The following is a 12,428-nucleotide window of genomic DNA, read 5'->3' as shown; positions in this document are numbered from 1 at the left end:
GATGAAGTATTTGTTTCATATAGGATGTATTTTCTGCGTGGCTGCATTGACAGGATGTATACACGAGCTCCCGGTGCCTCCTTCCAGCGGTAAACCCAGGGCAGTCGTATACAGTGAACTGGTTGCCGGCAAAAAGGTGGAGATGCGGGTAGGCAAAAGCAAACCGGTAGGTCCGGACATCAACAACTTCTTTGAACCGGTGACCAATGCGACGGCGCAGCTGCTGAGCGCCGACAGCCAGCTGCTGGAACAGCTGCATTACGTGAAAGACACTTCTTCCAATATGGCCTTCTATAGAGGCAATACCCGGATCGAGTCCAACAAAAGCTATATTATACAGGTGAAAGTGCCTGATACCAAGGACGTGACGGCCAAAACCACCATTCCGCTTCCCATTAAAGTAGACCTGCTGGACACGGTGCGCACCACGCTGAACGGGCGGCCGGTATTGCGGTTTCACTTCAATGTTCAACCACCGCCTGCCAACGCGCGGCAGTTTGTGGTGATGGAAGCGCTGAAACAACTGATACAACTGGATACTATCTTCATCTACCGGAACGTGCGCTACCGGGTGCGAAATAACCGCGAGTTGTATGAGCAGGTAAAAAACAACCCCGACATCAAAACGTATAAAGACACGGTGTACCTCAACAGCTATCTGCGTATTCCGGTGTACACGCAGGATGAGGATGCCGACAACAACCAGGTAGGGGGACTGAATGAAAACTACAACAGTATTCTTTTCACGCAGCGTGCCAACAAACCGCTGAACACCCGGTTGTATATCAACGCCACCGCGCTGACCGCCGGCAGCATCGAAGTAGAAGTACCTATCGGCCGCGTGCTGGTGTTTGTGAAATCTGTCACGCCGGAATACTATGCTTTCCTGCTTACCTATGAAAAGGTGCGGCGTAACCCCGGCCTGAACAGCCTGATACAGGCCATCCAGATACGCAGTAACGCTTTCGGCGGGCTGGGCGTGGTAGGCGGCTGCAGTCAGGTTGCATACTACCTGTATTACGACGAATTATAATCACGCAAAGGAGCAAAGCAGCCAGAATTCCTTGTATTCTTCGCGTTCTTTGCTCACTTTGCTCCTTTGCGAGAACAATTTCGTATTTTTGGGCTATGATACCAGCATTTACGATAAGCGAAAGAACGCAGCATTTTCTCGGATTGGAAGAACAGTATGGTGCTCACAACTATCATCCGTTACCGGTGGTGTTGGAGCGTGGCGAAGGTGTTTTTTTATGGGATGTAGATGGTAAACGTTATTACGATTTTCTTTCCGGATACTCCGCCGTTAACCAGGGGCACTGCCATCCCCGGATTATTGCGTCACTGATAGAACAGGCGCAGAAGCTCACGCTGACCTCCCGGGCATTTCACAGTGACCTGCTGGGAGAATACACGCAGTATATCACCGGTTATTTCGGTTACGATAAAGTATTGCCCATGAATACCGGCGTGGAAGCGGTGGAAACAGCGCTGAAGCTTTGCCGGCACTGGGCATATATGGTAAAAGGCATTCCGGAAAACAAGGCGAAGATCATTGTCTGCGCCAACAACTTCCACGGCCGTACCCTTAATGTTATATCCTTCAGCACCGACCCGGTGGCCCGGAATAATTTCGGACCGTTTATGGCGGGCTATGAAGTGATCCCCTATAACGATCTCGCTGCGCTGGAGCAGGCGTTGCAAGATAAGACCGTGGCAGGCTTCCTGGTAGAACCCATCCAGGGCGAAGCCGGCGTGGTAGTACCGGACGACGGCTACCTGTCTAAAGCGCGCGCCTACTGCCAGGATGCCAACGTACTGTTTATTGCAGATGAAATCCAGACAGGACTGGCCCGTACCGGCCGCATGCTGGCCTGCGACCACGAAAATGTGCGGCCCGACATCCTGATACTGGGCAAAGCCCTCTCCGGCGGTGTACTGCCGGTGAGCGCCGTTCTTGCCGACGACGAGATCATGCTGACCATCAAACCCGGAGAACACGGCTCTACCTACGGCGGCAACCCCCTGGCCTGTAAAGTGGCTATCACCGCGCTGGAGGTACTGAAGGACGAGAAAATGACGGAAAATGCAGCCGCTATGGGACAGCTGCTGCGCAAGGGACTGCAGGACCTGCAATCGCCTTATATCAAAACCGTGCGCGGAAAAGGCCTGCTGAATGCCATCGTGATCAGCCATCCAGATCCGGAAGCAGCCTGGGACCTCTGCCTGACTTTAAAAGAAAACGGACTGCTCGCCAAGCCCACTCATGGCGACAAGATCCGGTTCGCACCACCACTGATCATGAACGCCACCCAGGTTTCTGAGTGCGTACAGATCATCCGCAAAAGCATCGAAAAAGCGTTTAGCTAACAGCAACGTATGACAGCACCACATAAGGCCATCCGCAGTTCCGGATGGAAAACCGACTTCCTGATCGGCTTTCCGGACGGATTATTCCTGTTGTTTTTTGCCACTCAGGTCATGCAGACCTTCCCGCTGGAAGTGCAGACCTTCTACAATATCCAGCTCTGCATCCTGCTGGCAGGCAGCCTGCTGGTGATGTACAGCGCTTACCAGGCCAATAAGGGCGATGCCCAGCATGACAGCGCCCTGCTCTCTGACGACGAACGCCGGAAGCTGGAACACCTCGACATTAACGACCATACCATCGCCCATATCGCCGATGAAATGCAGAAAGATGCCGCGATGTGGGAAACAACACTGCAACAGGAACAGGTAATGGAAACAACGTTTAGCCGTTCCCGTGCTATCCGCAGTGCGCTGTTCACCGCCTTCTTTTTCTTATTGGGAGGTATATTGTCGGTAGGTCCTTATTTATCGAATGAGAATTTTACAGCGGCTTCTCAAACCAGCATGCTGCTGGTCTTCCTGGGGTTGACCGTATTCAGTTTTATAAAAGCGAGAGTAACCAACCAGCGCCCATTACCCATTGTCATCCGGTATTGGCTGATGGGCGCCGGTGTATGGTGCGGGGCCTGGGTACTACATAGAGTATTTTGAAATTTTAGAATTTAGTTATTTTTTTACGACCGGGTTACGGGTAAGCAATACACAGACGAAAACCACCACAGCCGCCGCCACAGAAATATACAGTGCGATACCTGTCTGCGGGCAGATGCCTGCTTCACAACGGGAAAACAGCAGCATATTGCGGAAAGACCATGCCAGCAGGAAACCTGATACAAAAAGGTTCATCCGCATGACCCATTTATTCTTCACCAGGAAAATAATTATGGCCAGTGCCGCCAGGAAAATATTCAGTTTGCCCGGTTCTCCGAAACGGGAGCCCGTTGTATTCAATCCCGTAAATACCAGCTGCCGGCTTTCGATCACCGCCCACGGAAAAAATGTACAAACAATCGCTACCACCGCGGCAATAATTCCGATAACAGAAGTCTTAGACATGTAATTCAGTTTATTAAGAAAGCGCAAGTTAGAGATTTTTTGATTTTCGATTTTTTGATTTTGGAATTTGGGAGATGATCGAAGTACCGTCCCTATCCCCCAAATCAAAAAATCGAAAATCAAAAAATTCCGAAATTATTTTCCTCCCGGTTCGCAATGCTCCCGCAGGTATTTAGTATACAGGGTAGACAGATGGGTGAAAGTACCGTCTCCTTCTGAAATGCTGTGGGTGCGGTTGGGATAGGCCATAAACTGGATTTGTTTATTATACCTGATCAGTTCATTGAGCAGCATCTCTGCGTTCTGGTAATGCACGTTATCATCCCCGGTCCCGTGAATATACAGCAGGTTGCCCTGCAGATTTTGAGCATAGGTCACAGGGGAACCTTTTATGAAATCTTCCCTGTTTTCTTCCGGCAGTCCCATGTAACGTTCCTGATAGATATTGTCGTAGGTCAGCTGATTGCCCACGGCAGCAATGGCGATACCTGTTTTGTAGATCTCCGGGTACTGGAACATCAGGTTGAGCGTCATGGAGCCGCCGCCGCTCCAGCCCCATACGGCGGTACGGGCGGGATCGATGAATGCATACTTTTTCATGAGCGCCTGTGCAGCCTGCGCCTGGTCGCGGGCGTTGAGCACCCCTACTTTGCGGTAGATGCTTTTGCGCCAGTAGCGGCCTTTGGGCAGCGGTGTGCCCCTGTTGTCGAGGGAAGCATAAATATAACCGTCTGCCGCCATGTCGCCGTCGTAGAGGTAGTTACGGCCGGCGCCGGCTACATCGCGGGTGGTAGCGCCGGCAGGTTCGCCATATACATAAAATACGATCGGGTACTTTTTGTTGGGGTCGAAGTTTTTAGGCTTGCGCATCCAGCCGCCGATGCTGATCCCGTCGGCCGTTTGCACTTCGAAATAGTCGAGGCATTTTCCGCCGTCAACGGATTGTCTGAGCGCCTGTGCCACTTCCGCGCTGCTTTTATGGGCCGGCAGCTCCACGTTTTCGCTCACGGGGTACATGCAGGCATTGCTGAAAGAATGAACGGCCCAGTTGCTATACGGGGAAATGCTGTACTCATGCGACCCTGGCTGGTCTGCCGGTGTGATGCGGGTAGCTTTGCCGCCGGTCAGCGGCACCCTGTAAAGGTACTCCTGTACCGGGTTATCGGGCGAAGCGGTGAACCAGATCTGGCCGCCGGCTTCATCTATTTTGGAGATGGTGATCACGTCATAGTCGCCGGGCGTCAGCAGGGTGGCTTTGCCGGTTTCCATGGAGATGCTGTACAGGTGGCGCCATCCGTCCTGTTCGCTCACCCAGATAAACTCTTTACCGTTGCGAAGGAAATCCCACCCGGCGATATTGTCGTCATCCCAGCGGGATTTTACATCTATCCAGGCGCTGTCTTTTTCTTCGTACAGCGTGTGTACTTTACCGTTAGTAGCGTCGCAGAGCATGATTTTACTTTGGTTCTGCTTACGGTTGAGCTGCTGGATAATCAGTTGTTTTTTCCCGGGCACCCATTCCATGCGGGGGATGTAGTGCTGTTGCTGATCACCGGGGACGTCCATCCAGCGGGTATTGCCGGTGGCGATGTCCACCACGCCGATGCGGCAGGCGGAAGGGCTCTCCCCTGCTACCGGGTATTCTACCGGCACGTTGAAGGAATAGATGGAGTCGGTATTATTGATCATGAGGAAGTCGCGGATTTTGGTGGCGTCTATCTGCCAGTACGCGATGCTTTTGCCATCGGGGCTCCAGCGGAAACCGTCGCGGCAGCCGAATTCTTCCTCATAGGCCCAGTCAAAGGTACCGTTGATAAAACGGCGGGTACCGTTGGTGGTCAGTGCTTTGGCGGCGCCGGTGGCCAAGTCTTCCACGTAGAGGTTGTGGTCGCTCACGTAAGCCACTTTACTGCCGTCCGGCGACAGTTTGGCGAACATGAGGGAAGAAGCGGCACGCGCTTTGCCTATCTCCTGCAGTTTACCGGTGGTAAGGTCCAGCAGCCAGTAGTTGCCGCGGGTTTCATAGCGCCATACTTTCTTTGCGTCGGTGTAGAGCAGCAGTTTTTTTTCATCTGCCGAGAAAGAGAAATCCCGGATTTCCAGTGCTTTGCCGGCGCCGCGGAGCGTATATTTTTCCGAAGGCACGATCACGGCAGGCTCGGCGCCGGATAGCGGAACAGCGGTAATGCCCATCGGCTCCGCCTTTAATATGGCCCGACCATCGCGCGACCATTTGATTTTTTTGCCTGGTTGTGCGAATACGGTGAAGCAACTCACCGCCAACAAGGCGACCAATAGTGTTATTTTCTTCATTGTGGATATATAAAACACAATGGTAACCAAATTTTTAAAAGTAGAAAGGAAGATTATGGCCAGCGGAGCAGGGGAAATATCGGGTGGTCAACTTTTGAAGATATAACCTTTTTTAATCTTTTTTGACCAATGTGGATAAAAAACATCACATATAGGGAAAAAACTATTTCTTTTTTTCTATTTTTATGCAAATATTAATAATTAATTAATGATTATCAGTTGGTTAGTACGCTTATCAACAACATTAAAAACTATCACAAATCCTGGAAAAACCATTTGTTATGATTGAAGTTACCTTATCTTATAAAAACCGTGAATTTTTTCATTTTGAGGATACTTTTCTGGCCCAGATAGCAGAGAATACCCGGAAACTGCTTTACGCCCTGCTGGAAGACATATACGACCTCCTGGCGCTTGAAAAAGGTCGGTTCCGTATCAACCTTGATCATCAGCCCAAAATCGAGGTAGAAGGCTTCAGCAACGATCTCCGTAACCAGATAGAGCGTACGCTGCGCGGCGAATACGACTACGATTACTGATTGCCGCCTGACGGCAGCACGGATATTCCTGCAGACTGATTATCTTAGCGCGAAAATCAGACAGGGGCATGTCATTGACCTTTATACAGGGGCTGGAACTATCCGGCACTTTTGCTTTTGCCGTCTCCGGCGCAACGGCAGCCATCAATAAATCCTATGATGTCATCGGCCTCCTGGCCCTGGCTTTCATTACCGCTATCGGCGGCGGTACCATCCGTGATCTGCTGATTGGTGCTACCCCGGTAGCCTGGATGACGGATGAACTCAGCAACACCGCCATCATTGTAGCAGCTGTTATTGCAGCCCTCTTCTTCTCCTACGTAAAAATACTCCAACGCTGGCTGAACATCTTTGATGCTATCGGCCTCGGCATGTTTACCATCACCGGTATCAACAAAGGTATCGCTGCGGGGCTGCCCATTCCCGTATGCGTGGCGCTCGGCGTTATTACCGGCGCTTTCGGCGGCCTGCTCCGCGATGTGATCACTGGCGAACAACCCGTGCTCTTCACCCGGGAAATATACGCGGTGGCTTCCATTGCCGGCGGCTCCCTATTTGTACTGGCCGGCTTCTTCACCCATCTGCCGGCAGATCTCATCCAGAGTATATCCGTTACCGTTATAGTAGGCATACGGTTGTTAAGCCTGCGTTACAACTGGCAGCTACCCCGCATCCGGCAGTAAAAAATAATCTTCCGGGAAACTGTACTTTGGGAAATTACGAATTAATAAATTTCCTATATTGAGGTATGATGTCTCTGTTCGATAACTACTTTGCATTTGCCACCACCGTGTTCATGGGATTGCTGGCGATCGTGAACCCCATTTCCGCGATACCGGTTTTCATGGAGCTGACTTCCTACATGGACAAAAAAGCCAAACGCAACATCGCCACCAAATCGGTGCTGGTAGCCTTTTGTATTATTCTTGTCTTCAGTGTGGCCGGCAAACTGATCTTCCACGTATTCGGCATTACGCTGGCGGCGCTGCGGGTTACCGGCGGCATACTGGTATTTGTTATCGGTTATGAAATGGTCAGAAGCAAGGAAGAAAGCGCACAGGCGCAGAAACTGGGCGATCAGCCGGTGAAGGCGGACCAGGGCATCAGCGTGGCTATCACGCCGCTGGCCATGCCCCTGCTGGCAGGACCCGGCGCCATCACCACTTCCATGAGCTACTCCGCCGCCAAAGACCTGACCCATCTCGCCATTGTTATGGGCGTATACGCCATTATATGTTACATCACCTATCTGCTCTTCATCGCCGGCGAGCGTATTGTCCGGGTCATCGGCACCAACGTCATGATGGTGGTGACCAAAATGATGGGGCTCATCCTCGCGGTGATCGGCGTTCAAATGCTGGCCCTCGGCATCAAAGAACTGTTCAATCTGTAATTTTTATTTCTTGTCAACAATTTCAAAACGTTTCGTGTTATTTAAACAATGACGCAGGTGAGACAGTTTTGTAGTTATTCTGTGATTTGATAAACAGCTATTGGCGTTGACCACTTTGAGTTCATCCATACTTATCATCCAGGGGATTGTTGACCCGGTGTGAAAAAATTTTAGTTATTGCAGGGCAGTCTGACTTAACCACTCCTCCATTATTTCAGTTATACAACGATTCCATGCTGAAAGGCATGTCAGGATATTCATGTACATTTTTTAGTTGAACAACAGGTAAATATCCGTTATTGATTACTAGGTGGATGTTACCGTTCCCTTTTTTCAATAGGAACAGAAGAAATCAATATAGACGGAACAGTTAGCAAAAAGCCGTCCCGAATCATCGGGACGGCATGTTTTTTAAACGGAGCACCATCAGTGAATGGCAATACCCTCCCTGATTTCATCGGTTGCCTGTACCACTACTTCATCCCCCGCCTTCAGATTACCGAATACTTCTGTAGAATCGTTATGATGATTCCCTTCCTGTACATCTACCCACTGCGTGCGGTGATCTTTCACGACGATGACATATTTTCTTTCCGTAGACATTACCACCGCAGATGCGGGGACCACCAGCGCCGATGCGGAGCCGTTGACCGGCATCGTAATCTCCGCATACATACCCGGCTTCAGTTCACGGGACGTATTCTGCACGTCTACCTCCACTGCTTCGGAGCGGTACCGGGCATTCAGTGTGCCTGCCTCACGGGACACAGCGCCTTTGAACACCTTGCCCGGCATGGCGTTAACATTGAAGTCTACCACTGACTGCCCCATCAGCTGACCGCTGTAAATTTCCGGTACCTGCAGCACCAGCCTCAGTTTATCTTCCTGCTCCAGCATCAGCATGGGCTTGTCTCCCACTTTGGTATCAGGCCCTACCAGGGCGCCGGGATGAATATTACGTTCCGTGATCACGCCATCGAAAGGGGCCGTTACGGTGAGATAGTCCCGCATTACTCCGCGGGCGCGGAAGTTGGCCTGTTCACTGTTCATCAGTGCGCTATCGCCCAGCATACGGGCTTTGGACAGCTCGAGGTCATGCGCCGAAATAGTGCCCGGCGTTTCGGCGGCGGTCGCCACCGTCCGCTCATAGTTGTCTTTACTGGCAGCATACATGGCTGCCGCCTGTATATATTTGGACTGCGCCGCATAAAACTGTTGGGTGATCTCCGGTGCTTCCAGCACCAGCAGCACCTGTCCTTTTTTTACACGGGAACCACGGTCAACCATTATACGGCTTACAAAACCGTTTATCCGCGGGTAGATGCTCACTTTTTGAAACGCTTCCAGTGTGCCCGGCAGGCGGATACTGCCTGACAGCGGTTGTTGTACCACTTTGGCCAACTGATACTGCCGCTCATGCGCCGTCGCTTTATATTCGGGTGCAGCCGCCGAATGACAGGCTGCCAGCCCTGCCAGCAGTCCCAACATCATCCAATTAGCAGTCATATTTTTCATATATATCGTTTTTATTTTGAATTAAAGATCTTCAGGCATTAAAGAAGGAGATACAAGCGTCGCTTTCTTTTGCATTCGCGCGTATACCAGCGGCAATATCAACAGGGCCGCCAATGTGGAAGCGATGAGCCCTCCTATCACGGCGCGGCCCAATGGCGCTGTCTGATCGCCGGCTTCACCGAGACCGGTAGCCATCGGTATCATCCCGGCTATCATGGCGAGGCTAGTCATCAGGATAGGCCGTAAACGGATGCCTGCGCTTACCACCGCCGCTTTACCGGCATCGTTGTAAGACAACCGCAGCTTCTCCGCATTGGTGACAATCAGGATGGCGTTAGCCACCGATACGCCGGTAGACATGATCATGCCCATATAAGACTGCAGGTTGAGCGTAGCGCCTGTCATCAGTAAAGCCAGCAGCGCGCCGGCGATCACCGCGGGCACCGTCACCAGCACCACGAGCGACAGTTTGAAGGACTGGTAATTGGCCGCCAGCAGCAGGAAAATAACGACTACCGCCATAGCCAGCCCGCGTTCAAGGCTTTCCAGCGTATCTACCAGCAGGCTCGATGCTCCTTTCAGCTCCACCACCAGTCCTTTGGGCGGCGTACCCGCTTCGCGTACCACTTGCTGCACTGCGGCGGTAGCTGCGCCCAGATCTTTACCGGTGATATTGGCACTAACGGTAACGAACCTACGCGGACCGGCGCGGTCATATTCTCCCGGCATTTCCGTGGTCCGGAAAGATGCCACATCGGCCAGCACCGGCCGCGGCTGACCAGGCACCAGCGGGATCTCTTTCAGGTCGTTGATGGCCGTCATGCTGTATTCCGGCACCTGCACCTGCACCTGGTAGGTATAGGCGACCTTCTCATCCAGCCACTGGTTTTTTTCCGTAAAACGGCTGGAAGATGTGGAAGCTGTCACCGAGCGCGCCACCTGGTAGATGTTCAGCCCCATCTGCGCCAGCTTGAGCCGGTCTATCTCAATACTGATCACCGGAAAATGCAGCGGCTGCGCAATCTGCACGTCGCGCAGAAAAGAAATCTGCTTCAACCGCGACACCAGCCCTTCGGCATATCCCGCAATCTGCTTCATGTCCTTACCCGCCACCCGCAGCTCTATCGGCGTGGAAGCCCCCTGCGCCATGATCTTCTCCGTGAGGTCTATCGGTTCAAAAGACAGGCGCATCTCCGGTATCTTCGCCATAATATTGGACCGCAGCTGGTCCTTCAGTTTTTCTATATCTGTTTTGTAATCTTCGTCGAGGTTCACCTGCAGCACCGCTTCGTGCGTGCCGCTGTTGAAAATGTAGAGGTTACTGGTACCGTAGCTGCTGGGGATCAGGCCTACATAAGCGGAACTGATGGCCACATGGCCGCCGACGGTACTGTCAATGATATTCAGCACCTCATGCAGGCCCGCCTCGGTACGTTCCAGCCGGGTGCCGTCGGGCATGCGCAGGCGCAACTGAAACTGCCCCGCATTCACATGCGGCATCAGGTCCTTCCCTATCCACCAATAGCAGCCGCCTGCCAGCAGTAACGACCCTATGACGTACACTCCGACGATCAGGCCGGAACGTTTCATGGCATTTTCCAGCACGCGGACAAAGCCACCCTTGAAGCGTTCGAAGCCTTCTTTCCTGGCCTCCGGCACCGAGGTCTCCTGCTGCAGATGTTCATTGACCTCCTTCACCTCCGCATTATCGAGCGCCAGTCCCACATGGCTATGGCCATGGCTGAATTTCTCCGCTTTCAGCCACCAGTTGGCCACCACGGGCACCAGCGATTGTGCGGCAAAGAAAGAAGCGATCATCGCGAAACCGATGGACAATGACAGCGGCAGGAACATGGCCCTGGGCACGCCGGTCATAATAAAAGACGGTGCAAAAACAGCAAGGATACACAACAGGATCAGCACCAGCGGAAAGGCTATCTCCTCGCAGGCATCGTAAATAGCGCGCCTGACAGGTTTGCCCATTTCGAGGTGCTGGTGTATGTTCTCTATCGTTACGGTGGCCTGGTCCACCAGGATACCGATGGCCAGCGCCAGGCCGCTCAGCGTCATCAGGTTGATCGTCTGCCCTGCCAGTCGCAGCCCCAGCACAGCACACAGCACAGCGATCGGAATGGTGATCACCACTACCAGGCAGCTGCGCAGGTCGCGCAGGAACAGCAGCACCATCAGACCGGTGAGCAGCGCGCCGAGCAACCCTTCTGTGATAAGGCTTTTCACAGCATTGATCACAAATACCGACTGATCAAATTCGTAAGAGACTTTTACGTCGTCGGGCAGGAGGCTTTGCATCTCCGGAAGTTTGGACTTCAGCGTTTTCACTACGTCCCAGGTGGAGGCGTCTGCGGTTTTTACCACAGGAATGTATACGGACCGTTTGCCGTTGATCAGCGCATAGTCCACAGTCACGTCTGTAGCATCTGCCACGCGGGCCACGTCTTTGACAAATACGGTAGCGTTGCCGTTAGTCACAATCGGGATCTCCCCGAAATCGGTCACTTCTTTTTCGAGGGAGTTAATGGTTGTGACATACATGGTATTATTGATACGGATGTTGCCGGACGGCGTCATCACGTTGTTTTTCGCGATCGCCTCCACCACCTGGTCGGCCGACAGGTTGAAGGCGCGCAGGCGCTGCGGGTCCACATTCACCACGACCGAACGGGAATTGGCGCCAAAAGGCGGTGGTGCGGACAGCCCGGGCACCGAAGCAAACATGGGCCGGATACGGGTGGCCGCCAGGTCATAGATCTCTTTGAGCGATTTATTGGGGCTGCTGAAAACCAGTTCCCCTACCGGCAGCGACGATGCGTCGAAGCGCAGCACCTGTGGCGGCAGCGCGCCCGGCGGGAAAAACTTCATGGCCCTGTTCACCTGCAAAGCCACCTGGGCAGAGGCTTCCGCCATATCGGTATTTTCGTAAAAAGTGAGTTTCAACAACGTCAACCCCTGTATGTTTTTGGTGGAGATATTTTTTACGCCGTTCACATACAGGAACTGGTCCTGCAGACGCGTGGCGAAAAAGCCTTCCATCTGTTTGGGCGACATGCCGCCGTAAGGCTCTATCACGTAAATGGTCGGCAGGTTTAGTTTGGGAAAGATATCGATGGGTATGCTGAACATAGCCAGTAATGAAAACAGCAGCAGACCGGCAGTGAGCACCACTACCGTGACCGGCTTTTTCAGGGCTGAAGAGACTAAAGACATAAGCGTTACTTTAAAATGAA

At 52.4% G+C, this 12,428-nt stretch carries 10 protein-coding genes; 6 read left to right on the top strand and 4 right to left on the bottom strand.

Annotated elements, in window-relative coordinates; all coding sequences use genetic code 11:
- Position 1: 1 nt before the first annotated feature.
- From HF324_RS16115 to HF324_RS16105, 3 genes are all read left to right on the top strand, one after another.
- On the top strand, positions 2-1,033 hold the full coding sequence (locus HF324_RS16115) for a DUF4249 domain-containing protein (RefSeq protein WP_168803454.1): 1,032 nt from the start codon (positions 2-4) through the stop codon (positions 1,031-1,033).
- A 95-nt stretch (positions 1,034-1,128) separates the two neighbouring features.
- A complete protein-coding gene (gene rocD / locus HF324_RS16110) occupies positions 1,129-2,367 on the top strand; it encodes an ornithine--oxo-acid transaminase (RefSeq protein ID WP_168803453.1) in 1,239 nt (412 codons plus the stop codon).
- A gap of 9 nt (positions 2,368-2,376) precedes the next feature.
- The gene (locus HF324_RS16105) at positions 2,377-3,018 is read left to right on the top strand and encodes a VIT1/CCC1 transporter family protein (RefSeq protein ID WP_168803452.1); all 642 of its coding nucleotides are present in this window, start codon (positions 2,377-2,379) and stop codon (positions 3,016-3,018) included.
- Between the two features lie 15 nt (positions 3,019-3,033).
- On the opposite strand, the gene HF324_RS16100 is transcribed toward HF324_RS16105, so the two are convergent.
- Positions 3,034-3,423 (bottom strand): hypothetical protein, encoded by a 390-nt coding sequence (locus tag HF324_RS16100; RefSeq protein WP_168803451.1) that lies wholly within the window; start codon positions 3,421-3,423, stop codon positions 3,034-3,036.
- Between the two features lie 135 nt (positions 3,424-3,558).
- Complete coding sequence (locus tag HF324_RS16095) at positions 3,559-5,736, bottom strand: S9 family peptidase (RefSeq protein ID WP_168803450.1); 2,178 nt, start codon at positions 5,734-5,736, stop codon at positions 3,559-3,561.
- Between the two features lie 281 nt (positions 5,737-6,017).
- Between HF324_RS16095 and HF324_RS16090 the strand changes: the two genes are divergently transcribed.
- From HF324_RS16090 to HF324_RS16080, 3 genes are all read left to right on the top strand, one after another.
- Positions 6,018-6,275: a hypothetical protein gene (locus HF324_RS16090; RefSeq protein WP_168803449.1), complete on the top strand. Its 258-nt coding sequence runs from the start codon at positions 6,018-6,020 to the stop codon at positions 6,273-6,275.
- A gap of 68 nt (positions 6,276-6,343) precedes the next feature.
- On the top strand, positions 6,344-6,958 hold the full coding sequence (locus tag HF324_RS16085; protein ID WP_168803448.1) for a trimeric intracellular cation channel family protein: 615 nt from the start codon (positions 6,344-6,346) through the stop codon (positions 6,956-6,958).
- A 65-nt stretch (positions 6,959-7,023) separates the two neighbouring features.
- The gene (locus tag HF324_RS16080) at positions 7,024-7,668 is read left to right on the top strand and encodes a MarC family protein (RefSeq protein ID WP_220100759.1); all 645 of its coding nucleotides are present in this window, start codon (positions 7,024-7,026) and stop codon (positions 7,666-7,668) included.
- 426 nt (positions 7,669-8,094) lie between these two features.
- Here HF324_RS16080 and HF324_RS16075 read toward each other — a convergent pair whose 3' ends face one another.
- Entirely contained in the window at positions 8,095-9,183 is a 1,089-nt protein-coding gene (locus HF324_RS16075) for an efflux RND transporter periplasmic adaptor subunit (protein WP_168860270.1), read from the bottom strand.
- A gap of 21 nt (positions 9,184-9,204) precedes the next feature.
- A complete protein-coding gene (locus tag HF324_RS16070; protein WP_168860269.1) occupies positions 9,205-12,408 on the bottom strand; it encodes an efflux RND transporter permease subunit in 3,204 nt (1,067 codons plus the stop codon).
- Positions 12,409-12,428 lie beyond the last annotated feature (20 nt).

The organism is Chitinophaga oryzae, from assembly GCF_012516375.2.
GTDB classification, from domain to species: domain Bacteria; phylum Bacteroidota; class Bacteroidia; order Chitinophagales; family Chitinophagaceae; genus Chitinophaga; species Chitinophaga oryzae.
Note: the sequence above shows the minus strand (reverse complement) of the source record. Positions and strands in the feature narration are given on the sequence as shown.

What these genes read in the sequence shown, in the direction of transcription:
- HF324_RS16115 (WP_168803454.1), top strand. Translation starts at nt 2, where the DNA reads ATGAAGTATTTGTTTCATATAGGATGTATTTTCTGCGTGGCTGCATTG.
- rocD (WP_168803453.1), top strand. Translation starts at nt 1,129, where the DNA reads ATGATACCAGCATTTACGATAAGCGAAAGAACGCAGCATTTTCTCGGA.
- HF324_RS16105 (WP_168803452.1), top strand. Translation starts at nt 2,377, where the DNA reads ATGACAGCACCACATAAGGCCATCCGCAGTTCCGGATGGAAAACCGAC.
- HF324_RS16100 (WP_168803451.1), bottom strand. Translation starts at nt 3,423, where the DNA reads ATGTCTAAGACTTCTGTTATCGGAATTATTGCCGCGGTGGTAGCGATT.
- HF324_RS16095 (WP_168803450.1), bottom strand. Translation starts at nt 5,736, where the DNA reads ATGAAGAAAATAACACTATTGGTCGCCTTGTTGGCGGTGAGTTGCTTC.
- HF324_RS16090 (WP_168803449.1), top strand. Translation starts at nt 6,018, where the DNA reads ATGATTGAAGTTACCTTATCTTATAAAAACCGTGAATTTTTTCATTTT.
- HF324_RS16085 (WP_168803448.1), top strand. Translation starts at nt 6,344, where the DNA reads ATGTCATTGACCTTTATACAGGGGCTGGAACTATCCGGCACTTTTGCT.
- HF324_RS16080 (WP_220100759.1), top strand. Translation starts at nt 7,024, where the DNA reads ATGATGTCTCTGTTCGATAACTACTTTGCATTTGCCACCACCGTGTTC.
- HF324_RS16075 (WP_168860270.1), bottom strand. Translation starts at nt 9,183, where the DNA reads ATGAAAAATATGACTGCTAATTGGATGATGTTGGGACTGCTGGCAGGG.
- HF324_RS16070 (WP_168860269.1), bottom strand. Translation starts at nt 12,408, where the DNA reads ATGTCTTTAGTCTCTTCAGCCCTGAAAAAGCCGGTCACGGTAGTGGTG.